This is a genomic window from Nostoc sp. FACHB-280 (assembly GCF_014697615.1).
Classification (GTDB): Bacteria; Cyanobacteriota; Cyanobacteriia; order Cyanobacteriales; family Nostocaceae; genus Nostoc_B.
Window position 1 is genome coordinate 168,430 of record NZ_JACJSD010000008.1, and the last position, 26,121, is coordinate 194,550.

Sequence of the window (26,121 nt, forward strand, 5' to 3'; positions counted from 1 at the left end):
GTATGTAGATGTGTGGCTTAACGATGATTCTTGGATAATAACGCTCTGAAAAATTATGAGTGTGCAGTATTAATATCTTTTCCCTAACATCACTCCCCAGTTTCCCAAGGATATAGTAATGGCAACCGAACAGTTAACCAGAGAAAGCGACAATCTTGATTTAAAACAATTGCTGAAAACACTCACTGCTGTGAAAAAAGGTGACTTTTCGGTTCGGATGTCCGTAGAAAATACTGGTTTGGCAGGTAAAATTGCTGACACGCTCAACGATATCATTGACCAAAATGAGCGGATGGCGCTAGAACTCCAGCGCATTGGGAATGTGGTTGGGAAAGACGGGAAAATTACAGAACGCGCCTCTTTAGGAACTGTGCGGGGTTCTTGGTCAGATTGTGTGAATTCTGTCAATACTCTCATTACAGATTTAGTCCAACCAACAGCCGAAACTACAAGGGTAATTCGGGCGGTGGCGAATGGGGATTTGTCTCAAACCATCGCCACAGAAATAGATGGTAAACCCCTCAAAGGCGAGTTTTTGCAAACAGCCAATATCGTTAACACAATGGTAGACCGACTGGGTTCCTTTGCATCCGAAGTTACCAGAGTGGCGCGGGAAGTGGGAACAGAAGGAAAACTTGGTGTCCAAGCAGAAGTGCGAGGTGTGGCGGGAACTTGGAAAGACCTCACCGATAACGTGAATTTGATGGCAGGTAATCTTACCGGGCAGGTACGTAATATTGCGGAAGTTGCAACCGCGATCGCTAATGGTGATTTATCGAAGAAAATTACAGTCAATGTCAAAGGCGAAATTCTGGAACTAAAAAACACCGTCAACACAATGGTGGATCAGTTGAACTCCTTCGCGTCGGAAGTTACCAGGGTAGCGCGGGAAGTGGGGACGGAAGGAAAACTCGGTGTTCAAGCGGAAGTTCGGGGTGTGGCGGGAACCTGGAAAGACCTCACCGATAACGTGAATTTGATGGCGGGGAATTTGACAGGACAGGTACGTAATATTGCGGAAGTTGCAACTGCGATCGCTAATGGGGACTTGTCGAAGAAAATCACTGTAGATGTGAAGGGTGAAATTTTGGAGTTGAAGAACACTATCAATATCATGGTGGATCAACTCAGTTCATTTGTGTCAGAAGTTACCAGAGTGGCGAGAGAAGTAGGCAGTGAAGGAAAACTTGGTGTCCAAGCCGATGTTAAAGGCGTGGCGGGGACGTGGAAAGATTTGACTGACTCTGTGAATTTCATGGCGGGAAGTTTGACAGCCCAAGTACGCAACATCGCAGAAGTGACAACGGCGGTGGCGAATGGTGACTTGTCGAAGAAAATCACTGTGGATGTGAAGGGTGAAATCCTGGAACTGAAAAACACTATCAATACAATGGTGGATCAACTCAATTCCTTCGCGTCGGAAGTAACCAGAGTAGCGCGGGAAGTGGGAACGGAAGGAAAACTTGGTGTGCAAGCGGAAGTGAGGGGTGTGGCGGGAACCTGGAAAGACCTCACCGATAACGTGAATTTAATGGCGGGGAATTTAACAGGTCAGGTACGTAATATTGCGGAAGTTGCAACTGCGATCGCAAATGGTGATTTATCGAAGAAAATCACGGTGGATGTGAAGGGCGAAATTCTGGAACTGAAGAACACGATCAATATCATGGTGGATCAACTCAGTTCCTTTGCATCAGAAGTAACAAGGGTGGCGCGGGAAGTAGGAAGTGAAGGTAAGTTAGGTGTCCAAGCTGATGTGCGGGGTGTGGCGGGGACTTGGAAAGATTTGACTGACTCGGTAAACTTCATGGCGGGGAGTTTGACAGCCCAAGTAAGGAACATCGCGGAAGTCACAACGGCGGTGGCGAATGGGGACTTATCCAAGAAAATCACGGTGGATGTAAAGGGTGAAATTTTGGAGTTGAAGAACACGATTAATACAATGGTGGATCAACTCAATTCCTTCGCCAGTGAAGTAACGCGGGTGGCGCGAGAGGTAGGAAGTGAAGGAAAACTTGGTGTCCAAGCCGAGGTGCGCGGTGTGGCGGGGACATGGAAAGATTTGACTGACAGCGTGAATTTCATGGCGGGAAGTTTGACAGCCCAGGTGCGAAACATTGCTGATGTGACAACGGCGGTGGCGAATGGCGACTTGTCGAAGAAAATCACCGTGGATGTGAAAGGTGAAATTCTGGAGTTGAAGAACACGATTAATACAATGGTGGATCAACTCAGTTCCTTTGCATCAGAAGTAACCAGAGTAGCGCGAGAGGTGGGTACAGAAGGAAAACTGGGTGTCCAAGCCGAAGTGCGCGGTGTGGCGGGAACCTGGAAAGACTTAACAGGTGCGGTGAATATGATGGCGGGGAACCTCACCGACCAAGTACGTAGTATAGCGGAAGTTGCAACTGCGATCGCCAACGGGGATTTATCGAAAAAAATCACTGTCCAAGTTAAAGGCGAAATTCTGGAGTTGAAAAACACGATCAATATCATGGTGGATCAACTTAATTCCTTCGCATCGGAAGTAACCAGGGTGGCGCGAGAGGTAGGAAGTGAAGGTAAGTTAGGTGTCCAAGCCGATGTTAAAGGTGTGGCGGGGACATGGAAAGACCTCACCGACAGCGTGAATTTCATGGCGGGAAGTTTGACAGCCCAGGTACGCAACATCGCAGCAGTCACAACGGCGGTGGCGAATGGCGACTTATCTAAGAAAATCTCTGTGGATGTGAAGGGGGAAATTTTGGAGTTGAAAAACACCGTCAATACAATGGTGGATCAACTTAATTCCTTCGCGTCGGAGGTAACGAGAGTAGCGCGAGAGGTGGGAACGGAAGGTAAATTGGGTGTCCAAGCCGAAGTCAAAGGTGTGGCGGGGACGTGGAAAGACCTCACTGACAGCGTGAATTTCATGGCGGGAAGTTTGACAGCCCAGGTAAGAAACATCGCTGAAGTCACAACGGCGGTAGCGAATGGTGACTTGTCGAAGAAAATCACTGTGGATGTGAAGGGTGAAATTTTAGAGTTGAAAAACACTATCAATACAATGGTGGATCAACTTAATTCCTTCGCTAGTGAAGTAACGCGGGTGGCGCGTGAGGTGGGAACGGAAGGTAAACTTGGTGTCCAAGCTTACGTCCGGGGCGTTGGGGGGACGTGGAAAGACCTCACCGATAACGTGAACTCAATGGCGGGGAATCTTACAGCCCAGGTAAGGAACATCGCGGAAGTAACTAAAGCGGTGGCGAATGGGGACTTGTCGAAGAAAATCACCGTGGATGTGAAGGGTGAAATTCTCGACTTGAAGAACACGATTAATACAATGGTGGATCAACTCAGTTCCTTCGCATCGGAAGTAACCAGAGTAGCGAGAGAGGTGGGAACAGAAGGAAAATTAGGTGGTCAAGCTGTAGTACAAGGTGTGGCGGGGACTTGGAAAGACCTCACCGATAATGTGAACTCAATGGCGGGTAACTTAACCGCCCAAGTGCGAGGAATTGCGCGAGTTGTTACCGCCGTGGCGAATGGGGATTTGAAGCGGAAATTGATGTTAGATGCAAAAGGGGAAATCGAAACCTTAGCAGAAACCATCAATGAAATGATTGATACCCTAGCGACCTTCGCCAATCAGGTCACAACCGTAGCGCGAGAAGTGGGAATTGAGGGTAAACTTGGTGGTCAAGCCAGGGTACCAGGGGCGGCGGGAACCTGGAAAGACCTTACAGATAACGTAAATGAACTAGCCGCAACCCTGACAACACAGTTACGGGCGATCGCAGAAGTAGCAACGGCGGTAACAAAAGGCGACTTAACTCGGTCAATTTCCGTGGAAGCACTAGGAGAAGTGGCAATCTTAAAAGACAACATCAACCAGATGATTGCCAATTTGCGCGAGACAACCCAAAAGAACACCGAACAAGACTGGTTAAAGACCAACCTCGCCAAATTTACCCGGATGTTGCAAGGTCAGCGCGACTTAGAAACCGTCTCCAAACTCATTCTTTCAGAACTTGCACCATTAGTAGGCGCACAACATGGCGTATTTTACTTAATGGATGCTGGTGAACAACAACAAGCATATCTAAAATTACTCAGCAGCTACGCCTACCGCGAACGCAAACATCTCGCCAATCGTTTCCATTTGGGCGAAGGTTTAGTGGGACAATGCGCTTTAGAAAAAGAGCGAATTTTGTTAACGGAAGTGCCGAGTAATTATGTCAAGATTAGTTCTGGTTTGGGTGAAGCAGCCCCACTCAACGCTGTAGTTTTACCTGTGTTGTTTGAAGGACAAGTCACCGCCGTCATTGAACTCGCATCCTTCCGCCGCTTTAGTGAAATTCATTTAACCTTCTTCGACCAACTTACCGAAAGTATTGCGATCGTTCTCAATACTATAGCCGCTTCCATGCGTACCGAAGAATTACTCAAACAATCGCAATCTTTAGCCGAAGAACTGCAAACTCAACAAAACGAACTCAAAGAAACCAACAAACGCCTCGAACAACAAGCCCAGTCTCTCAAAACTTCGGAAGATTTACTCAAGAAACAACAAGAAGAACTCCAACAAACCAACGCCGAACTCGAAGAAAAAGCCGAATTACTGGCGTTGCAAAAGAAAGAAGTTGAACGCAAAAACCTGGAAATTGAACAAGCGAGACTTTCTTTGGAAGAAAAAGCCGAACAATTGGCGCTGTCATCCAAATATAAATCCGAATTTCTGGCGAATATGTCCCATGAACTGCGGACACCGTTAAATAGTTTGCTGATTTTAGCGAAGTTGTTAACCGATAACATTGATGGGAACCTCAGCACCAAACAAGTGGAATACAGCCGCACAATTTACTCGGCGGGGAATGACTTGTTGGCGTTAATTAATGACATTTTAGATTTGGCAAAAATTGAGTCGGGAACCATGTCAATTGATATGTCGCAAATGTTAGTCACCGATTTGCGAGATCAAACAGAACGCACCTTCCGCCAAATCGCCCAAGATAAAGGACTCACTTTCACCATTGAAACCGGTGCTGATTTACCCAAAGCCATTTATACTGACCCAAAACGCTTGTTACAAGTCCTGAAAAATCTGCTTTCCAACGCCTTTAAATTTACCGAACGGGGAGAGGTGCGCTTACGCATTGAAGTCGCCAAGCAGGGGTGGAGTATGAATCAAGAAGCCTTGAACCGCGCCCCAATGGTAGTCGCCTTTTCCGTGATAGATACGGGAATTGGGATCGCCCCAGAAAAACAAAAAGTGATTTTTGAAGCCTTCCAACAAGCCGACGGTACTACCAGCCGCAAATACGGCGGTACAGGTTTGGGTTTATCCATCAGCCGCGAAATCGCCCGCTTATTTGATGGCGAAATCACCTTGGTAAGTAACGTCAGTCAAGGTAGTACATTTACCTTCTACTTACCCCAATTTGATTCCGACTCCACCTTCATTCTGCCTGAACCCACATCTCAACTAGTTCTCACTCCCCCCACTCCCAACTCAGCACTCAGCACTCAGCACTCCCAACTCCCAACTCCCAACTCAACACTCAGCACTCAGCACTCAGCACTCAGTACTCAGCACTCAGCACTCCTAGAAGACGATCGCATTGATATTCAAAACAGCGATCGCGTATTATTAATCGTTGAAGATGATATTCACTTTGCTCGCATCCTCTTGGAAATGGCACAGCAGCAAGGTTTTAAAGTCATCGCCGCCCAAAGTGGTAGTAATGGTTTAGCCCTCGCCCAACAATTCCAACCCGCCGGAATTCTACTCGATATCCGCTTACCTGATATGGATGGTTGGACAGTCCTCGACAGGTTAAAGCATGACGCAAATACCCGTCACATTCCCGTTCATATTATGACCGTCGAAGAAGGTAAACGCCGGAGTTTACAATTAGGTGCATTAGCATATCTGCAAAAACCAGCCAGCAGCGAAAGTATTTCCGAGGCTTTAAATAAAATCAAAGGTTTTGTGGAACGGCGGGTGAAGAGTTTGCTAGTAGTAGAAGATGACGACACCCAACGCCATAGCATTGTTGAGTTAATTGGTAACAGCGATGTCGCCACTACCGCCGTCGCCACTGGTGCAGCTGCTTTAGAAGCAATTAGCGCCCAACCCTTTGATTGTCTCGTCCTCGATTTAGGGCTACCCGATATGAATGGGTTTGAACTGCTTCAACAAATCAAACAGCAGCCCAATGGTGAATCATTACCCATTATTATTTACACTGGTATCGAATTAACCAAAGCCCAAGATGCCGAACTGCGGCGCATTACCGAAACCATCATCGTCAAAGATGTGCGATCGCCCGAACGCCTCCTTGATGAAACGACATTATTTTTACACAGAGTCCAGGCAAATTTACCAGAACCCAAACGTCAAATCCTTGAACAACTGCACGCCCGTGACTACATCCTGGCAAATAAGAAAGTATTAATTATTGATGATGATGTCCGTAATATCTTTGCCTTGACCAGTATGTTAGAACGCTATCACATGCAGGTGATGTATGCCGAAAACGGCAGAGATGGCATCACTATGTTAGAAACGACACCCGATATTGATGTGATCTTAATGGATGTGATGATGCCAGAAATGGACGGTTACGAAACCACTCACTTAATCCGCCAAAATAACCGATTCATCACCTTACCAATTATCGCCCTCACCGCCAAAGCCATGCAAGGCGATCGCGAAAAGTGCATCGAGTCCGGCGCATCCGATTACATCACCAAACCTGTAGATATTGAACAATTACTGTCTTTATTGCGCGTTTGGCTATATCGGTAAACTAACATAGGACTTACGCACCAAGATTGTCTGTGGGGATTGGGTGTAGGGGTGAAAGGGTATGGGGTGTAAGGGTTTTGAATACTTATACCCTTACACCCTCATACCCCTGTACCCTATTCTAAAACCTTATTTTTTCGTTTTTTTGCGTAAGTCCCATAACAGTAGAGACACCACAGCGTTGTTAAAGTTACTCATCAATCTTTGCTTCGCTGTGTGTTTATTTATTGCAGTTTAGAGGTTGTTTGAAAAGTGCTTGGTTGTGATGATTAGGATTTATTGATCCCCCCAACCACCCTTAAAAAGCAGGGGGGCTAAAACCTGCTTAAAGTCCAATACGGTTCCGTTAAGGTTATAAGAGTAGATTTCTCAATTTTCTGCGCTACCTATCAGATAATGAGCAAGATTTGGGGGATTCTCCCCCACGCCCCCGATTGGGGGACGGTTGCGTCCCCCAAACCCCCTCCAAAATCATTTTTTCGTTTTTTGTTGATTTATCATTTGCTGGTTCTGTTATGACTTGGCTTTCTTAACTGAACCGTATTGGCTTAAAGTCCCCCTTTTTAAGGGGGATTTAGGGGGATCTAAAATGTTTTGTCCAACACTGCGACATTGTTTTAATCCCTAATAGGGATTAGTTGAAATTGCAATGAGTACTGGCTTGGGTATGTTGGATACACTCAAAAGTTTCAATCCCTAATAGGGATTAGTTGAAATTGCAATCCCAGGTATGGGACTGGGTGAGAGCGATGGCGAAGGTTTCAATCCCTAATAGGGATTAGTTGAAATTGCAATTTTGGTAGCGTTAGCCAAAGTCAGCATTGGGAATTTGTTGGTTTCAATCCCTAATAGGGATTAGTTGAAATTGCAATCTATGAATTGCCCTTACTTACAAACGAATGAGAGTGTTCAGTTTCAATCCCTAATAGGGATTAGTTGAAATTGCAATGGACGCGGACAAGAGGGCTGGCAACAGGGGGGAGTGACGTTTCAATCCCTAATAGGGATTAGTTGAAATTGCAATAGCTGTGATTACTGGCTCGTAATTGGGCATCATGTTTCAATCCCTAATAGGGATTAGTTGAAATTGCAATCATTTATGTATTTATAATCACTGTCTTTTTGTAACATTTTAGTTTCAATCCCTAATAGGGATTAGTTGAAATTGCAATGTATAGAAGATTTTCAAGTTTGTACTGGCATCTAGCGTTTCAATCCCTAATAGGGATTAGTTGAAATTGCAATCACCTGCACTATTGTTAATATAGATCCATGTTTCTGTTTCAATCCCTAATAGGGATTAGTTGAAATTGCAATAATAAAATAGGGGTGGATATTGATTCCACAAACTTGTTTCAATCCCTAATAGGGATTAGTTGAAATTGCAATCGTATACCATCGGTGGCACAGGATTTCTAACACGTGTTTCAATCCCTAATAGGGATTAGTTGAAATTGCAATTTCATTCAGTAATTCATCTTTTTCAAGACTACCCGTTTCAATCCCTAATAGGGATTAGTTGAAATTGCAATTTGGATGTTGCCACCACGTATCCCCCACTCTCTCATCTGCGTTTCAATCCCTAATAGGGATTAGTTGAAATTGCAATGTATGGGATCTCTTTAGATTTTGAGCAAATCCCTCAGAACGCGTTTCAATCCCTAATAGGGATTAGTTGAAATTGCAATAGAATGCACTGGCATTCCTTTCGCCCAGCATAATCGTTTCAATCCCTAATAGGGATTAGTTGAAATTGCAATCCACGCTGATCAGCGTCGGTTTGTTCAAGTCCGCGTTTCAATCCCTAATAGGGATTAGTTGAAATTGCAATTCTTCGTTCGATTGCGAGTCATTTTCTGAATACTCGTTTCAATCCCTAATAGGGATTAGTTGAAATTGCAATTTGGTGGTGGTAATTTTCCTCAACTAATTGAAGATGTTTCAATCCCTAATAGGGATTAGTTGAAATTGCAATGAAAATCGGTCAACGCAAAGGACAACCACTTAAAGAAATTGTTTCAATCCCTAATAGGGATTAGTTGAAATTGCAATTCTCGCACCTGCCGGAAGAAATTTTGTATCTTCCGTAATTGAAGTTTCAATCCCTAATAGGGATTAGTTGAAATTGCAATAGGACTATTCGCCCTTAAATCACAAGGGTGACACGTTTCAATCCCTAATAGGGATTAGTTGAAATTGCAATACAGATCAGCGATCGCTTGCGCGGTAAGGAAGCACTAGTTTCAATCCCTAATAGGGATTAGTTGAAATTGCAATAGCGGGAGCCGGAAAAGCTTACTGTATTTAGTTTTCAAGGTGCGGTTTCGCGGATGGGATAATTTTAACATGGTTTAATGTCAATTGATTTGCGCTAAATTGCTGAAACCTATACTGTATAAGCCGCGCGGACAATTTTAATTAATTTTTTCTGCAAAACCTTACCCTCTAAGCAATCCAGCCATTCTTACTCAAAGGCGATTTTGCACACCTACCCATCCGCGCATTTTGACTAAATTTGTCGTACTGTTCAGATCCCCGACTTTTCCAGAAAATCGGGGATCTAGATATTACATCAAGAGTTGGCGGATTAAAATACTCATGACTTCATCGGGGTTGGCGGTTGGTAAAAGTGGACTCCAGTCGCCGACGCTGGCGTAACCAATGAGGTGTAAACGATGAATGGTGATAGTGACAGCTTGCGCTGAACCGATGAGTAAATGCTTAACGGGTTCGCGTTTGGAAAGTTGCTGTTGTGGTAATTGATTGGGTGTGGCTGGACTAGACTCTGCACCAGGCAGGTATTGTCTTAAATTTGACAGTGTAGACTTTGGTAATTCTGGCATCATCAATAGTTGTACTCCGTTATGGGGATTGTAGGAAGGCGATTCGCAGACTCTTGGCCGAGGGCGATCGCCTTTTCCATAACCTCATAATAAAGTATAAAATTATACCTGTCAAGCGTAGATATAAAAAATTTTGTCAATAATTTTCTCCTCACTCTCTATTCCCTACACCCTGTCTACACAAGTAAATTGGGAAATCAAATCTGATTTCTATATTCATGACGCATCACACCTTAAAAGCCACCACCGAAACAGTGCATCTTGGTGGGTTCTCCCATTTATTAAAACCAGCACTCATGATTAATTCTGGGGACACCATTGATGTCGAAACCTTCACCGGTTACTACATTTACGACAAAGCACCACCAGAATTTCTCCCCCCAGAATTTGTAGATATCTGCCAAAATTTGCCAGCAGAACGCAAAATTGCTGGGGGGCCGCATTTACTCACCGGGCCAATTTATGTGCAGGATGCTGAACCAGGAGATGTTTTAGAAGTAAGATTAGAAGCGATCGCCCCAAGTTTACCAGTGGGTTTTAATGCTATTCGTACAGGCTGGGGAGCTTTACCACAACAATTTACCCAACCTGCACTAAGATTCATTCCCCTAGATTTAGCTAATAATATCGCCGAATTTCCCGCTAACAGTGGCATTAAAATTCCCCTCACACCCTTTTTTGGGATTTTAGGTGTGGCGACACCGCAAAGCGATCGCAATTCCATTCCCCCCGGTAATTATGGCGGTAACATCGATAACCGCGAACTCCAAGCAGGTTCACGGTTATTTTTACCAATTTACGTCCCTGGGGCTTTATTTTCTATTGGTGATGGACATTCCGCCCAAGGAGATGGTGAAGTAAATGTTACAGCCATTGAAACTTCTATGAATGGCAGAATTTCTCTCACACTCCGCAAAGATTTATCACTCACAACACCCATCGCTGAAACTCCAACAGACATCATCACAATGGGTTTTGCCGAAACCTTAGACGCAGCCTTAGAACAAGCTTTAAAAAATATGATTGCCTTTCTACAAGATTTCGCCAATTTATCAGCAGAAGAGGCTTATGTGCTGTGTAGTTTAGCTGTAAATTTTCGCATCACCCAAGTTGTAAACAGTCCCCATAAAGGTGTTCACGGGATGTTACCTAAATCAATCTTCTCACCTAAAATGAGTTTGTAAGAAAGTATTGAGAATTCACAGTCTAGTAGCCAGAATCTTGAAAACGTTCAGAGATGTCATTCTTCACTTGCCCTCTGCTATAGCTAAAATTCTGACTCCTGACTTCTGTATTCTTAATTCTGTAAGTCAAAAACAAACAAACATTTTGTATGTCTAATATTCTTGTACAAATGCTGCTTATTGGTTTAGCGGCTGGTGTTGCTGGTGGGATGTTTGGTATCGGTGGCGGTGCAATTATGGTTCCAGCAATGGTACTACTAGTAGGGCTAGACCAAAAGTTTGCGACCGGCACATCCATCGCCGCCCAAATTTTACCCATCGGTATTTTAGGCGCAGCAGTTTACTACCGTAGCGGTAACATTAACATCAAATATGCAGTCATGATTGCGATTGGTTTAGTAGTAGGAAATCTCTTTGGTGCGTTATTTGCCAACCAGCCATTCATTAGCAGTGAAACCATGAAGAAACTGTATGGCATCTTTTTATTAATCATAGGTGGAAGATATTTGTTCTTCCGTTAATTTCTGGGTGTGGATGGGGGTGTAGGGGTGTATGGGGTGTGTGGGTGTAAGGGCGAACAGCCGTTCGTCCATGCTGTCTCTATAAACTGGCGCAAACCCATAACTTTGACCTTATATCCCATACTCCAATACGCTTCAGATAAGAAAACTAAATCACCCCAAAACCAACAAATAATGACTTATACCAAATCGATATGAAGTTGCACATATCTTGATCCCCCTAAATCCCCCTTAAAAAGGGGGACTTTGATAGATTTTTTCTGGTTCCCCCCTTTTTTCAAGGGGGGTTAGGGGGGATCGAATTCTATGCAGCCTTATAAAGAATTGGTATTAACAAAAAACCCAAGAATAATTTTGGAGGGGGCTTGGGGAGCCACTGCGTTGGGGAGACAGCGCCGTGGGCGGGTTTCCCGACTTGAGGCGACTGTCGTCGGCTTTGCCGACTTGAAGCATGTGGCGTGGAGAATCCCCCAAATCTTGAAATCTTGCCCATTATCTAATATGTAGAGCAGAAATTGAAAAATCAACTCTCAGCACTCATCATTGCACTTGCGTGGGGAAACTACCAGGACGCACAGATAAATTCAGAGTTTGTCCATTCCGACGTAACTCTAAACGCAAATCTGCACCAATTTGGCTTTTATCAACCGCTTTCTGCACACTTTCAGCTTCTGAGACAGTGTTACCTTCAATCTTTTGAATGACATCACCTGCACGTAAGCCTGCTTTGGCGGCGGGTGAATTGGGCAGAACTTTCACAACTAAGACACCTTTATCTTCATTAATACTCAAACCACTATTGGGGTCAGAATTGATACTTTGTTTGAGTTGTGGTGTCAACCCAATCATTTGAATGCCAAGATAAGGATGTTCAACTTTACCTGTAGAAATTAATTGGTTAGCAATACGCTGTGCTGTCGCAATGGGAATCGCAAAGCCAATACCTTGCGCTCCTTGAATAATAGCTGTATTCATAGCAATTACTTCACCACGGGCATTAAGTAATGGCCCACCAGAGTTACCAGGATTAATTGCTGCATCAGTTTGAATAAAATCTACTCGCTTATCAGATGCGCCAATTTGGTTGCTACTGCGTCCGGTGGCGCTGATAATGCCTGTAGTAACTGTATTATCTAATCCTAAAGGATTACCAATTGCGATCGCCCATTCTCCTGGTTGCAATTGGTCAGAATTACCCACGGTAACAGTCGGCAAATTGTTGGCTTGGATTTTGACAACCGCAACATCTGTTAATTCGTCTTTGCCTAAAACCTTACCTTGAAAACTCCGCCCATCTTTGAGGATGACTGTCACTGTATCTGCACCATCAACAACGTGAGCATTGGTGAGAATTTGACCATCACCACTGATAATAAACCCAGAACCAGTACCACGCTCTACTCTTTCTTGGCTTTCTGGTAGTTGTGAACCAAAAAAGCGGCGGAAAAATGGGTCGTTAAATTCCTCTGGTAATTGACTTTTCACGGTGCGAGAGGAATTAATGCGTACCACTGCTGGCCCTACCTTCTGCACTACCTGAGTCACAAAATTAGGATCTGTACCTGCTGCAATTGGTGGTGCAGCATTCACCCGACTCAACGCCAAATTTGATGCACTTTGCGACACCTGCGACTGATGGTTAGCCAGATAACCACCTGCTAAGGTCATACCAGAACCTAGCAACACCAATGATAGAGAAGCCGCCGCCTTTCTCCAAGGTGCTGGTTTACGGTATTTGGCATCTGAAGTGCTATTTAATGGGTTATTTCCGTCTGGTATTTGATTTTGCATTGCCGTCTGAAAGGTTATTTTGAATCTATTACTAATGTAGACAGGGTTTATTACACTTTTGTTACAGACCTGTAGCAGAAATGTGAAAATGTGACTATTTTCCTACTTCAGAGCCATATTGTGTATCAAAATAGGCTTTTTAAGTAGGTAGACACAATTATTTAGAAGACGCATTTCGACTTCTCCCCAAGGGAGAAGGGTCGAAACCCGGTAATTTTAAGTTAGGTTTAATTTAGTCCTACTACTTACTACCTTTAAAGCAAGGGTTTTGTCTATTTCCAAGATGAACCAAGTCTTCAGTCGCTTGGTAAAACATATCAATTTACAAACATCTCTCCCTTGTCTACCCTTTCCTCCTTGTCTCCCTTGTCTCTATTGTTCATATATCAAGACTGCTATATAACCTCCGAAAGAAGCTTTTATTCTTTATTAAGTCCAAAATAAAAAAGCATTATTTTGACAAGTATATATCTCAATAAAATGGCGAATTTAATTGAATTTAAATTGTTTGCGCCTCAAAATGAGCAGGCAAGTTTAATTGGTTCTTTTTCTCAATGGCAGGATATACAATTAGAAAAAAATGAAGATGGTTATTTTCAAACTCAAATACCCTTAGAAGATGGAATTTATTCATATAAATTTCGGGTGCAAACAAAAAGTCCACAGTTTGCACTGAATGAATGGGTAGATGTTATTGATCCCTACGCTACAGATATTGATGAAGCTAGAGAATGTGGAATTATTCGGATAAAGCATGGTGAACGAATTGTTGACACATATATTTGGCAGTATGATGATCAGGCTTTGCCAGATAATGAAGAATTAGTAATTTATGAATTGCATATTGCCGACTTTACTGGCGATGAAAATGCGCCTGATAAACGTGGTAAATATTTAGGTGCGATCGCTAAACTAGATTATCTCAAGGAATTAGGCATCAATGCCATTGAATTAATGCCTGTGAATGAGTATCCTGGCGATTATAGTTGGGGTTATAAAGTCCGCCATTTCTTCGCTACAGAATCTAGTTACGGCACTACCGAAGATTTAAAATTATTTATTGATGAATGTCATGCTAGAGGCATTCGGGTATTTCTCGATGGCATTTATAATCACACAGATGAAGAATGTCCGTTAATGCTGATAGACAGAAATTATTGGTATTACGAACATAAACACTATCCTGAAGACCCTGATAATTATTGGGGGCCAGAGTTTAACTATAATAATTACGATGAAAAGTTAGATATCAAACCAGCCTGGAAATATGTTGGTGATGTTGTGCAGTTTTGGATTCAGGAATATCATATCGATGGAATTCGGTTTGATGCAGTGCGTCAGTTAGCCAACTTTGAATTTTTAGCATGGCTGGCGCAAACAGCCAAACAAAGCGCCGCACCAAAACAGTTTTACAATATTGCCGAACACATTCCCGATACTAACACTGTAGTCCAACCCGATGGGCCTTTAGATGGTTGTTGGCATGAGAGTTTTCATTACTTTATTATTCCGCTAATTTGTGGAGAAAAATTAGAATTAGAAGAAGTAATCTCGGTATTAGACCCCAGAAAACAAGGTTACGCCACCAGCATCAACGTTATCAATTATTTAGCAACCCATGACCGTGAACATCTCTTGAGAGAATTAGGCGATCGCGGTATCTTTGATCAAGACGCATTTACCAGAGCTAAATTAGCAGCCGTCATCTTGATGACAGCAATGGGTATACCAATGCTCTGGATGGGAGATGAATTTGGTGAATATCAACAAAAAAGTAAAAGCGTCACTCAACCCAAAAAAATTAATTGGTCTTTACTAGCCAATGACCAAAATCGTGAGTTATTTCAGCATTATCAAAAACTCATCGCCTTACGTCAGCAAACACCAGCTTTGCAAAGCGACAACATTGAGTTTTTCTACACCGATACTCAAGCTCAAGTCTTAGCTTATATTCGTTGGGATGAACAAGGTTCTCAAGTTGCTGTCGTCATTAACTTTTCTGAACAACATCTCACTGATTATCTTATTCCTAATTTTCCCATTGCAGAATCTTGGTGTGATTGCTTTGATAACTCACAAGTCCAAGTTAATGAAGATAATTTAGTAACTAATATCCCAAGTTATACCGCCAAGATATTCATTTCTTAATACTGTTTCTTGATCAAGATACAATTTAGCAGTAGAGAGGTTGTATACAACCTCTCTACTGGATTTATTTAGTGCGGAATTGGCGCTGAGAAAAATTTTGTGTTATGGTGTCGTCTTTTACAGGGTTCCCTACTAACAAATCATGATTAAGCGCCGCCAATTCCCCAAATCTTTAGTCATTTTATGTTTATTCGCAGCATTGGGAATTGATTTAGTCAATCCTCAAGTTGTTGCTCAAACTAGCATCAAGACATCTTTCGCCAAAAGTGTAGCATTTACCTGCAATGAAAGTGAAGCCAGCATCAAAGCAAAAAACGGGCCGAAAATATCAATAGGTGCAAAAACCATCTATATTGGTTATCAACAAGTATCATCTCAAAACCAAGATCCCCGACTCATTCGCTTTGATAATGGTGTAAGAAAATGGTGTCGCAGTGACTACGAAACCACCATTGATGATGGTAGAGGTTACGGCTTGTTGTGGGATGGGAGTAACGTTTTATATGGCGTTTTTTCTTCGACTGGTAGCCAACCTGGTAACGATTTTCGCCGCTTTGCTAAGAACGGTTGGCTATCTTCTTATGGTAATGGTGGCGGTGCAAAAGTAGCCGTTATCGCCCGCATTAATCCGAGCAATGGTAGCATTTTATCTGCGACATTTGTTACTGCTAAAAAGCCCAATGATGGTAAAACTAACTCTTTAGCTGTTACTAACTTATCATGGAACGGCACAACTTTAAAAGTATTAGCAGATTCATGGTGGAGTCCACAGCGTGCTGATAAAAATTCTATGAGTTGTACTGGTTCATCACCTTATAAATACACAGCTATATTTACTGGTGATTTAACAAAAGTAAACTCGGCTTCCGCAGTTAATTGTAAATAAGAAGATTACAGGTTACAGGTTACAGGTTACAGGTGATGAAAAGGGGTGTGAGGGTATAAGGGTTTTGAGTACCTACATTCCTACGGAAAAGTCAAAAGTCAAAAAGTAAGATAATTTTTGACTTTTGACTTTTGACTTAATTTTCTCCCCACACCTTCCTTTCTATCCCTAACTAAAATTCAGCATTTTGTGGTGTGCGTGGGAACGGAATCACATCACGAATATTCCCCATACCTGTCATAAATTGCACGAGTCTTTCAAAACCTAAACCAAAACCCGCATGAGGTACAGTACCGAAACGGCGCAAGTCTAAATACCACCATAAATCTTCGGGTTTCATTCCTTGGGCTATTACCCGACGTTCTAGCACATCTAAACGTTCTTCTCTTTGAGAACCGCCGATAATTTCCCCAATTTTGGGTGCGAGAATATCCATTGCGCGGACGGTTTTTTCATCGTCATTCAACCGCATATAAAATGCTTTGATTTGCGCGGGATAATCTGTGACAATTACTGGCTTTTTAAATAGTTGTTCTGCCAGATAACGCTCATGCTCTGATTGTAAATCTAAGCCCCAACTTACAGGATATTCAAATTTAACATCAGCTTTTTCTAATAATTTGATGGCATCTGTATAAGTCAGCCGTTCAAATTGATTGTTAACAATATTTTCGGCTGTGGCTAAAACGGTATTATCAATACGTTCATTGAAAAACTGCATATCTTCTGGGCATTTTTCTAACACATAATTAAAAATATGCTTGAGAAATGCCTCTGCTAAATCCATATCACCTTCTAAGTCACAAAATGCCATTTCTGGCTCAACCATCCAAAATTCTGCGAGGTGGCGGGAGGTGTTAGAATTTTCGGCGCGGAAGGTGGGGCCAAAAGTATAGACATTAGAAAACGCCATCGCCATAACTTCGGCTTCTAACTGTCCACTAACTGTTAAATAAGTGGGTTTGGCAAAAAAGTCTTGAGTGTAATCTACAGCTTGATTATCAGTGCGGGGAACGTTTTTGAGATCGAAACTGGTAACGCTAAATAATTCACCTGCACCTTCGCAATCACTGGCGGTAATAATGGGGGTGTGTACCCACAAAAAGCCCCGTTCTTGAAAGAATTGGTGAATGGCTGCTGAACAGGCGTTTCGGACGCGGAAAACTGCACCAAAGGAATTTGTGCGCGATCGCAAATGTCCAATCGTGCGTAAAAATTCAAAAGAGTGGCGTTTCTTTTGCAATGGATAAGTTTCGGGATCAGCTTCACCGTAGACTTTCACCGCCTCGGCTTTTAATTCAATACGCTGTCCTTTTCCTTGGGAAGCTACCAGTACCCCGTTAACTTCCACCGACGCACCTGTATTCAGTCTTTTCAAAATCGCCTCATAGTCGGGCAAATCTTGATTGATGACAACTTGCAAATTCGCTAGTGATGAACCATCATTGACTTCAATAAAGGCAAATCCTTTCAAGTCACGCTTTGTTCTTACCCAGCCTTGAACTACAAGAGACTCATCAGGTTGACCACTTCGCAATATTTCTGCAATTCGTCTATCTACCATAATACGCAATCGATATGACTTCGATATAAGGAATACAACTATTCTAAGAATGCTAACAGCTAATTCAAGCTAAAATCCAAAATTCAGCTTACCCAGCCCAGGATCTTAATATCCAGCCTATGATAACGCCCATTCCACCAAAGCGGACGATTTGCCAGAAAGGTTTTTTTAAGCTACGCCAAGAAAATAACCGACTTTCTAAATTGGTTTCTAGCAAATCCAATTGTTTTTGAATTTGTTGTAACTCAGCTTTGATTTGTGGTGTTTGGGGTTTATTGTCTCTTAGTTCCTGCTTTTTTTGTTGCCATTCTGCCTTTTGCTGTTGATCCTGCTTAACTTGAGTGTATCGTTCTTTAATTAAGATGAGCGATCGCTCGACTTGGGCTAATTCTTGCTCAAAATCTGGCTCTTGATTTTCTTCGGCTGAAGGATTATGTGATTTTTTAGGCGGCTTCATTGACTGGTAGTAAATTAAGATAAATGTAACGTGATGTGCAACTTATTTTTCAACCCCTCTCCAAACCTCTCCCCTAAGAGGAGAGAGGCTTTGATTCTTGCTCCCCTTCCCTTGTAGGGAAGGGGTTGGGGGTTAGGTTTGAGGGAAAGTTGCACACGGCGTAAATGTAAGCTTTGCCAATAGTTAAAAGCTACTAGTCAATCCCCAAATGTATAGATATGGAATCTCTTAATACTCAGCACTCAGCACTCAGCGAGAAGTTGCGTGCGGGGGTTTCCCCCGTTGAGCAAACTTCGGTGACTCAGCACCCAGAACTCAGCACTCAAGAACTAGCACAAGCCCTCATGGAAAGACTCACCATCTCTCCTAACGATTGGCATCGCCTCAAGTCTAACCGCAATTCTCGTGCTAGTGAACAAGTAGCCGCAGCACTGGTATATCTTCTCAAAAATCAACCAGAAGAAGCCCTTCCCCGCCTCGAACAAGCTGTGGGTTGGTTGAATAAATCAATATCTGCACCCCCATGTCCTACACATGGACACAAGGAAATTAAAAGTTAAAAGTCAAAAGAATAAAAACTTTTGCCTTTTACTTTTTGACTTTTAACTTGTTCATCGCCTCAAAGACAACCGGGGGCGATTTTCCATTTGTTTACACAATCGTAATTCTGTACCTTTGCGGCCCCATTCTACTTGATCAAAAATTTGATGAAGTAAACATAAACCGCGACCACTTTCTGATTCATCAGGTGGTAAATAGTCTGTCGCTTCTTTATCAGAACTTGGTTCTGGTGTAAAGCCTTTTCCTTGGTCGGAAATTACCCACCAATATTGATTATCTATCAGCGAAAAACGGACTACGACTCTTTTACTGGGGTCGAGATTATTACCATGTTTGGCGGCATTTACTAAGGCTTCTTGGAGTCCTAGCCGCAATTCTGCTTGTAATTTTGCTGGAATTTCTGCCAGCAGTAAATCTAATATGGGACAAAGATATAGAGTAGAGGCAAAGCTAAGTGTGCCCCAATAACGTCCAACTGGACGGAGCGAAATACTAATCACAAGAGAAACCCCATAGCTTTCAGTTAGCTAGACATCAGTTTGCTTGTACGCGCACCCTGACAAAATTGGAGGTGGTCATGCTGCCTTCAAACTTGCGTCTTTTATACTAGTTTTGAAAATGCTAGGGAGCATTTACTCTATTTATGAAATTTGATTGTTGATACATAAAACGGCTTTTAAAAATCTGCGATCGCAGCCAGCAAATTAAAATATGCTGAAAATTTTTGAGAACTATTAGAGTGAGTTTTGTATTGCCGATTTTGGTGTCAGACAACCTTATTCATAATCAATGAGAGTCTATGCAACTTTAGTTGTTTTAACAAAATCATTTCTATGTTTTAGGTTAATTCGATTTTAGCATTGTTACTATGCAAGAGACTACAAATTTGCAATTTAAGATTTTGATAAAGAGTGAGTACTCTTATTTAAATGTCATAACACAAGAAAGGCAGCAGCTTCTACATGAGATGTTTGTGGAAAGAAATCAGCAGGTTGCACCCTTGTAACTTTATATAGCCCTCCTTCACATAACAACTTCAAGTCACGCGCAAGTGTGGCTACTTTACAGCTGACGTAAACGATGCGGGCAGGTTTCGATCGCAGTAATGAATCGATGACAGTGCGATCGCATCCCTTACGTGGTGGATCAAGTATGACCACATTAGGTATTATTCCCATTTGCGGCAGTAAATTCTCTACCGCACCAACTTGAAATGTTACGTTATGTATACTGTTGCGATTCGCATTCAAAATTGCTTGTTCAACTGCTTCAGCTTGTAATTCCAGTCCAAATGCTTGGCGTACCTGCTGGGCTAAAGGCAGAGTTAACGTCCCAATTCCACAATAAGCGTCAACTAGTACCTCATTTCCTTGGAGGTTAAGTTCTGCCTGAATGACTTCTAACAGTGCTTCGGCTGTTTCCGTAGAAACTTGGAAAAATGTATCGGGGCGGACTTGAAATTCTAAATTGGCAAATTGTTCTCTCAGATAAGGAACTCCAGCAATAGTACGAGTTTCCCTACCAAAAATGGCATTAGTGCGTTCTGGGTTGCGATTTAAAGAAACTCCCACCAATTGCGGATATCGCTGCAACCATACCTCGGCTTGTTCCGTAATTCCCGCTAAGTGCCAATCTGTCACCACCAAAGTCAACAGCATTTCTCCCGTCCGGCGGCCGATGCGTAAACCTAAATGGCGAATTTGCCCTTGGTGGCGTTGTTCGTTGTAAATTTTCCAGCCACGCTTTTGAATGTCTTGCTTGACTTCCGCAAGCAGAGGATTTAAGCGCGAATCCTGCACAGGGCATTGATTTAAGTTCACTAAATGGTGACTACCCTTTTGGTAATATCCCGCCTGTACTTGCCCGGTAGTAGAAACACTGACAGGATAAGTAGATTTATTGCGGTATCCCAGGGGTGACACAGCTGCCAATACAGGATCTACTGACGGTGCAGTAAAACCACCAATACGTTGTAAAGCTTGGATAACTTGATTGCGTTTCGCTTCTAGCTGATATTCATAATCAATATGCTGCCACTGACAACCACCACACTTATCAGCCACAATACAGCTTGGCCGAATGCGGTGCGGTGATGGCTGCAATAGCTCGATGAGTTTGCCGTGAGCATATTTTGGCTTGACGTGTAATAAACGTACCACGACGCGATCACCAGGGACAGTATCTGGTACAAATACAACCCGCTCATCATAGCGACCGACCCCATCACCAGTATCACTGAGATCAGCGATCGCTACTTCAATTAATTCACCTTGTTTCCAAATATTATTCGTCATTTGTCAATAGTCATTTGTCATTTGTAACAAATTATTCTCCCCTGCACCCTTGCACCCCTACCCCCCTGCTTCCCTTCTGTACCTCCAACTCGTTAAACTAGCAAATAATATTTCTCGTGATTACAATAATCATGACTGTAATTAGCCAAGTTATTCTCAAAGCCGACGACGAACTGCGTTATCCCAGCAGTGGCGAACTCAAAAGTATCAAAGACTTTTTGCAAACAGGTGAGCAACGGACTCGTATTGCTGCTACCCTGTCCGAAAATGAAAAAAAGATAGTTCAGGAAGCCACCAAGCAACTTTGGCAGAAGCGTCCTGATTTTATCGCACCCGGTGGCAATGCCTATGGTGAACGCCAACGTGCATTGTGTATCCGTGACTTTGGCTGGTATTTACGCCTGATTACCTACGGCGTACTTGCTGGGGACAAAGAACCAATTGAAAAAATCGGTTTAATTGGTGTGCGGGAAATGTACAACTCCCTTGGTGTTCCCGTTCCTGGAATGGTAGAAGCCATCAGTTGTCTGAAAAAAGCCTCCCTTGACTTACTCAGTGCAGACGACGCAGCCGCAGCAGCACCATACTTTGATTACATCATTCAAGCGATGTCATAAGCCAAAGTTTGTTTTGCTTCTTTAGATGTGTCTTCCTGTCTCCTAAAGTGAGTGCTGAGTGTTAGCACTCAAAACATAACAACTCTAATTTGATCATACTCTCCCCACATTTGGTAGTGGCTTTGGCCATCTCTGTGTCAAGCTATCAACCAACTGTGGGGAAATTTTATTTGCTGAGGACTTACGGGTAAGGTGGAGAAGGGGGACAAGGGGGACAAGGGGGACAAGGGGGACAAGGGGGACAAGGGGGACAGGGAAGATAAGGTAGAAATATTACTTCCTTGTCTACCCCCTCAACCTTGTCTACCTTGTCTACCTTGTCTACTCCCTCAACTCCCACTCCCAAATACAAAAAGCCGACAGTTTTTCATCAAAGCTGTCGGCGATTAGTGTGTTCCCTATTAATGACTCGGCTAGAGTTCAGTTGTATGTAATTATGCCAATTTGCCAAAGGGCAAGAGACGATCTCAATCATATTTCTATGTGATTGTCGTCACTTGAGTGTTACTATCGAGCGGTATCTACTTAAGTGTGTAACAACGGACAAGCTTAGAGCTACAACAGCAGTTACAGATGGGGAAAAACAAAGTACAAATAGCCAATGACTATTGACCATTAACTATAAAATAGTCTTCTGTCCCCTTGGTGCATTATTCCCATGACCACCACCCCCAAAGATCCGTTTTCTCCCCAAGAAATTGCCGCCGAAGGTATTAAGCCCGAAGAATATGCAGAAATTGTGCGACGTTTAGGCCGCCATCCTAACAAAGCAGAACTGGGAATGTTTGGGGTGATGTGGTCAGAACATTGCTGTTACAAAAATTCTCGACCCTTACTCAAACAGTTTCCCACTACAGGCCCCCGCATTCTCGTAGGCCCTGGTGAAAATGCGGGTGTGGTTGACCTGGGTGAAGGACTCCGCCTCGCTTTTAAAATTGAATCTCATAACCATCCTTCCGCCGTTGAACCCTTTCAAGGAGCCGCCACGGGTGTCGGTGGTATCCTCAGAGATATTTTTACAATGGGTGCGCGTCCCATTGCTTTGTTAAACTCATTGCGTTTTGGTTCTCTAGATGACCCGAAAACCCAAAGGCTATTTACTGGGGTAGTATCAGGAATCAGCCATTATGGTAACTGTCTCGTCAGTGATGAAACTTTTATTTGGCAAAATCAAGACGGGATACATTTTGATACCATTGGCAACTTTGTGGAATCTCGCCTCACAACCAACGTCACAACTTTAGAACTCAATGATAGTGATGCGGTTCAAACTTTATCTTTAGATCCCGACAGCCAAACTGTTTGTTGGCAACCTGTACGGCGAATATTTAAACGACGTAGCCAAAATTTGATCACCATCCGTACAGCCTTGGGACGTACTTTGGTGGTTACGCCAGACCATCCGATGTTAATTCGCGCCAATGGTGAATGGGATATTGCAGTGGCGCAGTCTTTAAAAGTCGGTGATGAAATCCCGTTAATCACTGCATGGCCACAATTAACAGCAGAAAAAGACACCGCCTTAGATTTGCTGACTGGCTTAAATCCAGAAACAGCTATTGGGAAAGATGTATACGTGCAGCTACCCGAAAATTGGCAAGTCACAGAAGCGGTGCGGACTGCGCTGAGATTACTCGAACCTGCTGTTTACAAACGCCATCAATACTTATCTACAGGTAGATTTCCTCTAGCTTACTTTTTGGCATTGGAACTGCTGCTGAATGTACCTCGTAGCGATATCCGCTTATTGCGGCGCGGTAAAGCCAATTATATGAATGCAGTTATTCAGCCAAATAAATTGTTTGCTCGGTTAATTGGCTATTTTCTCTCGGAAGGCTGTGCTGCCAAAAACGGCAATACCTACAAAATTGTTTTCACCTTTGCCCATCATGAAACAGAGTATGTTGATGATGCGATCGCTGGTCTAAAATATTTGGGGTTACGTCCTTGTGTAGAAAAACGTGCTTCTACCATTGCTGTTTACGCGACTTCTTGGCTATTCGGGCATTTCTTGAAGAATGTTTGGCAATGCGGCACAGAAGCCAGCAATAAAGCATTCCCTAACTTTGTCTTCCAGTGGTCACAAGAATTGCAGTATGAAGTCCTCAAAGGCATATTCCGGGGAGATGGTTCTATGACTACCAAAACTCACGGTAATCACGCCAAAATTAGTTTTGCCACCACTAGCCGCAAGTTATTTGAGCAAACAGTCCTATTACTGCAAACTCAAGGAATCATCCCATATATTTATTGCCAACCAGTAGGAGAAGCAGAAATTGAGGGACGCAAGTACATCCGTAAACCCTTATGGCAATTGGAAGTCAGTAATTTTGCGGCATTAAAAGCCTTAGCTACAGTTTTTAGCCAAGAGCGAAATCAGGAATTAGCCGTTGCTTTAAATCGTTCCAGTGGTACAAAACATTCATTTCCTCGGTTTACCCAGTCGGCAACAGATGTAGCTACTGTCAAGATTCAGAGTATTGAACACCAAACCGTGGCCGAATGTGATGTCTATGATGTGGAAGTAGATAATACACATCTTTTTGTGACTTCATCGGGGATCGTGACACACAACTGTGTCGGCGTTCCTACTGTTGGCGGCGAAGTCTACTTTGACCCTGCCTATGCCGGAAATCCCTTAGTTAACGTTATGGCCTTGGGATTGATGGAAACGCCGGAAATTGTCAAATCTGGGGCATCGGGTATCGGTAATCCGGTATTGTATGTGGGTTCTACCACCGGACGCGATGGTATGGGTGGCGCAAGTTTCGCCAGTGCGGAATTAACTGATGCGTCGATGGATGACCGTCCGGCGGTGCAAGTCGGCGACCCATTTTTAGAAAAGTCGTTAATTGAAGCTTGTCTAGAAGCGTTTAAAACAGGTGCAGTGGTTGCTGCCCAAGATATGGGTGCAGCCGGGATTACCTGTTCTACCTCAGAAATGGCAGCCAAAGGTGGTGTCGGCATTGAATTAGATTTAAATAAGATTCCGGTGCGGGAAACTGAGATGGTTCCCTACGAATATTTACTGTCGGAATCGCAAGAACGAATGTTGTTTGTTGCCCACAAAGGCCGGGAACAGGAGTTAATTGATATTTTCCACCGTTGGGGACTTCATGCGGTCGTCGCCGGCACAGTAATTGCAGAACCCATCGTCAGAATTTTATTCCGGGGTAAAATTGCGGCGGAAATTCCGGCTGATGCTTTGGCAGAAAATACGCCACTTTACGAACGTGAGTTGTTAGCGGAACCGCCAGAGTATGCCCGTCAAGCTTGGACATGGACAGCCGATAGTTTACCTGCTTGCACAACTGCGGGGATCGGTAGCCACAGTTGGAATGATATCTTATTAACTTTACTCAATACACCCACGATCGCCTCAAAAAATTGGGTATACCGCCAGTATGATCATCAGGTACAAAACAACACTGTCGCCCTTCCCGGTGGTGCAGATGCGGCTGTGGTGCGTTTACGTCCATTAGAAACCATCCCCAATCTCACATCGCCAAATCTGAAATCTGCCGTTGCTGCTACAGTAGATTGCAATCCCCGCTATGTTTACCTTGATCCCTATGAGGGGGCTAAGGCGGTAGTTGCTGAAGCAGCCCGCAATCTGAGTTGTGTGGGTGCAGAACCATTAGCTGTTACCGATAACCTGAATTTTGGCAGTCCCGAAAAACCCATTGGTTATTGGCAATTAGCCGAAGCTTGTCGCGGTTTAGCCGAAGGTTGTCGAGAACTAGCCACACCAGTCACCGGGGGAAATGTCTCTCTTTATAATGAAACTGTCGATTCTCAAGGCAACCCCCAACCAATTTATCCGACTCCTGTGGTGGGAATGGTGGGTTTAATTCCTGATTTCACGAAAATTTGCGGTCAAGCTTGGCAAGCAAGCGGTGATGCGATTTATTTACTGGGGTTAACTGTACAATCCAAAGTGGAATTAGGCGCATCAGAATATCTGGCTACCATCCACAATACTGTAGCTGGTAGACCACCACAGGTAAATTTTGACTTGGAACGCCGTGTACAGCAGGTTTGCCGTGATGGTATTCGTTCTGGTTGGGTGCGTTCAGCCCATGATTGCGCTGAGGGCGGATTAGTTGTGGCTTTGGCAGAATCTTCGATTGCCGGCAATTTGGGCGCAGAAGTCCAATTAGACATTTCGCCAAATCAGTTACAGCGTTTGGATGAAGTTTTATTTGGTGAAGCTGGCGCAAGAATTATTGTTTCTGTGGGATCAGAAAACCAAGAAATCTGGGAATCATATTTACAAGAACATCTCGGCCAAGACTGGCAAAAATTAGGAATGGTTGGTAATTCTGGTGCTGGTTTGACGGTTTTAACTACCGATAACCAGACCTTAATCGCAGTTAGTATGGAAGATATAAAGGATCGTTACAATAATGCGATCGCTAAACGTCTAGCTGCACACACTCAGTCCTAAAAAAGTATCTTGTCTGAA

15 protein-coding genes and 1 CRISPR repeat array are annotated in these 26,121 nt (G+C 43.3%); of the genes, 9 read left to right on the forward strand and 6 right to left on the reverse strand.

Features of this window, described 5'->3' with window-relative positions:
* Window positions 1–118: 118 nt before the first annotated feature.
* Window positions 119–6,790: a HAMP domain-containing protein gene (locus H6G75_RS08490; protein WP_190979508.1), complete on the forward strand. Its 6,672-nt coding sequence runs from the start codon at window positions 119–121 to the stop codon at window positions 6,788–6,790.
* 614 nt (window positions 6,791–7,404) lie between these two features.
* Window positions 7,405–9,067: direct repeats of the CRISPR family, unit length 37 nt; unit sequence GTTTCAATCCCTAATAGGGATTAGTTGAAATTGCAAT.
* Between the two features lie 290 nt (window positions 9,068–9,357).
* On the opposite strand, the gene H6G75_RS08495 is transcribed toward H6G75_RS08490, so the two are convergent.
* Window positions 9,358–9,633 carry a hypothetical protein gene (locus H6G75_RS08495; protein WP_190979540.1) on the reverse strand — a complete coding sequence of 92 codons (276 nt, stop codon included), beginning with the start codon at window positions 9,631–9,633 and terminating at the stop codon, window positions 9,358–9,360.
* 218 nt (window positions 9,634–9,851) lie between these two features.
* On the opposite strand from H6G75_RS08495, the gene H6G75_RS08500 reads away from it, so the two are divergent.
* The 3 genes from H6G75_RS08500 (at window position 9,852) to H6G75_RS08510 (ending at window position 11,845) form a co-directional block, all read left to right on the forward strand.
* Window positions 9,852–10,817: an acetamidase/formamidase family protein gene (locus H6G75_RS08500; protein ID WP_190979509.1), complete on the forward strand. Its 966-nt coding sequence runs from the start codon at window positions 9,852–9,854 to the stop codon at window positions 10,815–10,817.
* A gap of 149 nt (window positions 10,818–10,966) precedes the next feature.
* Window positions 10,967–11,338: a sulfite exporter TauE/SafE family protein gene (locus tag H6G75_RS08505; protein WP_190979510.1), complete on the forward strand. Its 372-nt coding sequence runs from the start codon at window positions 10,967–10,969 to the stop codon at window positions 11,336–11,338.
* 306 nt (window positions 11,339–11,644) lie between these two features.
* The gene (locus H6G75_RS08510) at window positions 11,645–11,845 is read left to right on the forward strand and encodes a hypothetical protein (RefSeq protein WP_190979511.1); all 201 of its coding nucleotides are present in this window, start codon (window positions 11,645–11,647) and stop codon (window positions 11,843–11,845) included.
* 33 nt (window positions 11,846–11,878) lie between these two features.
* Here H6G75_RS08510 and H6G75_RS08515 read toward each other — a convergent pair whose 3' ends face one another.
* Entirely contained in the window at window positions 11,879–13,129 is a 1,251-nt protein-coding gene (locus H6G75_RS08515; protein ID WP_190979512.1) for an HhoA/HhoB/HtrA family serine endopeptidase, read from the reverse strand.
* Between the two features lie 480 nt (window positions 13,130–13,609).
* Here H6G75_RS08515 and H6G75_RS08520 point away from each other — a divergent pair, with 480 nt between their 5' ends.
* Both H6G75_RS08520 and H6G75_RS08525 read left to right on the forward strand, forming a co-directional pair.
* Entirely contained in the window at window positions 13,610–15,277 is a 1,668-nt protein-coding gene (locus H6G75_RS08520; RefSeq protein WP_190979513.1) for an alpha-amylase family glycosyl hydrolase, read from the forward strand.
* A 142-nt stretch (window positions 15,278–15,419) separates the two neighbouring features.
* Window positions 15,420–16,163 carry a hypothetical protein gene (locus H6G75_RS08525; RefSeq protein ID WP_190979514.1) on the forward strand — a complete coding sequence of 248 codons (744 nt, stop codon included), beginning with the start codon at window positions 15,420–15,422 and terminating at the stop codon, window positions 16,161–16,163.
* Between the two features lie 172 nt (window positions 16,164–16,335).
* On the opposite strand, the gene asnS is transcribed toward H6G75_RS08525, so the two are convergent.
* Window positions 16,336–17,727, reverse strand: coding sequence for an asparagine--tRNA ligase (gene asnS, locus H6G75_RS08530; protein ID WP_190979515.1), 1,392 nt, complete (start codon window positions 17,725–17,727; stop codon window positions 16,336–16,338).
* An 88-nt stretch (window positions 17,728–17,815) separates the two neighbouring features.
* Window positions 17,816–18,184: a hypothetical protein gene (locus tag H6G75_RS08535; protein ID WP_190979516.1), complete on the reverse strand. Its 369-nt coding sequence runs from the start codon at window positions 18,182–18,184 to the stop codon at window positions 17,816–17,818.
* 296 nt (window positions 18,185–18,480) lie between these two features.
* Between H6G75_RS08535 and H6G75_RS08540 the strand changes: the two genes are divergently transcribed.
* Complete coding sequence (locus tag H6G75_RS08540; protein ID WP_190979541.1) at window positions 18,481–18,744, forward strand: DUF6439 family protein; 264 nt, start codon at window positions 18,481–18,483, stop codon at window positions 18,742–18,744.
* A gap of 51 nt (window positions 18,745–18,795) precedes the next feature.
* On the opposite strand, the gene H6G75_RS08545 is transcribed toward H6G75_RS08540, so the two are convergent.
* Both H6G75_RS08545 and rlmD read right to left on the reverse strand, forming a co-directional pair.
* On the reverse strand, window positions 18,796–19,245 hold the full coding sequence (locus H6G75_RS08545) for an ATP-binding protein (protein ID WP_190979517.1): 450 nt from the start codon (window positions 19,243–19,245) through the stop codon (window positions 18,796–18,798).
* Between the two features lie 432 nt (window positions 19,246–19,677).
* Complete coding sequence (rlmD, locus tag H6G75_RS08550) at window positions 19,678–21,039, reverse strand: 23S rRNA (uracil(1939)-C(5))-methyltransferase RlmD (RefSeq protein WP_190979518.1); 1,362 nt, start codon at window positions 21,037–21,039, stop codon at window positions 19,678–19,680.
* A gap of 131 nt (window positions 21,040–21,170) precedes the next feature.
* Between rlmD and H6G75_RS08555 the strand changes: the two genes are divergently transcribed.
* Together H6G75_RS08555 and purL are read left to right on the forward strand one after the other, a co-directional pair.
* Window positions 21,171–21,656 carry an allophycocyanin subunit alpha-B gene (locus H6G75_RS08555; RefSeq protein WP_190594658.1) on the forward strand — a complete coding sequence of 162 codons (486 nt, stop codon included), beginning with the start codon at window positions 21,171–21,173 and terminating at the stop codon, window positions 21,654–21,656.
* A 658-nt stretch (window positions 21,657–22,314) separates the two neighbouring features.
* A complete protein-coding gene (purL, locus tag H6G75_RS08560) occupies window positions 22,315–26,103 on the forward strand; it encodes a phosphoribosylformylglycinamidine synthase subunit PurL (protein ID WP_190979519.1) in 3,789 nt (1,262 codons plus the stop codon).
* Window positions 26,104–26,121 lie beyond the last annotated feature (18 nt).

What these genes read in the sequence shown, in the direction of transcription:
- H6G75_RS08525 (WP_190979514.1), top strand. Translation starts at nt 15,420, where the DNA reads ATGATTAAGCGCCGCCAATTCCCCAAATCTTTAGTCATTTTATGTTTA.
- H6G75_RS08505 (WP_190979510.1), top strand. Translation starts at nt 10,967, where the DNA reads ATGTCTAATATTCTTGTACAAATGCTGCTTATTGGTTTAGCGGCTGGT.
- H6G75_RS08555 (WP_190594658.1), top strand. Translation starts at nt 21,171, where the DNA reads ATGACTGTAATTAGCCAAGTTATTCTCAAAGCCGACGACGAACTGCGT.
- H6G75_RS08510 (WP_190979511.1), top strand. Translation starts at nt 11,645, where the DNA reads ATGCAGCCTTATAAAGAATTGGTATTAACAAAAAACCCAAGAATAATT.
- H6G75_RS08500 (WP_190979509.1), top strand. Translation starts at nt 9,852, where the DNA reads ATGACGCATCACACCTTAAAAGCCACCACCGAAACAGTGCATCTTGGT.
- rlmD (WP_190979518.1), bottom strand. Translation starts at nt 21,039, where the DNA reads ATGACGAATAATATTTGGAAACAAGGTGAATTAATTGAAGTAGCGATC.
- H6G75_RS08515 (WP_190979512.1), bottom strand. Translation starts at nt 13,129, where the DNA reads ATGCAAAATCAAATACCAGACGGAAATAACCCATTAAATAGCACTTCA.
- asnS (WP_190979515.1), bottom strand. Translation starts at nt 17,727, where the DNA reads ATGGTAGATAGACGAATTGCAGAAATATTGCGAAGTGGTCAACCTGAT.
- H6G75_RS08535 (WP_190979516.1), bottom strand. Translation starts at nt 18,184, where the DNA reads ATGAAGCCGCCTAAAAAATCACATAATCCTTCAGCCGAAGAAAATCAA.
- H6G75_RS08495 (WP_190979540.1), bottom strand. Translation starts at nt 9,633, where the DNA reads ATGCCAGAATTACCAAAGTCTACACTGTCAAATTTAAGACAATACCTG.
- H6G75_RS08520 (WP_190979513.1), top strand. Translation starts at nt 13,610, where the DNA reads ATGGCGAATTTAATTGAATTTAAATTGTTTGCGCCTCAAAATGAGCAG.
- H6G75_RS08490 (WP_190979508.1), top strand. Translation starts at nt 119, where the DNA reads ATGGCAACCGAACAGTTAACCAGAGAAAGCGACAATCTTGATTTAAAA.
- purL (WP_190979519.1), top strand. Translation starts at nt 22,315, where the DNA reads ATGACCACCACCCCCAAAGATCCGTTTTCTCCCCAAGAAATTGCCGCC.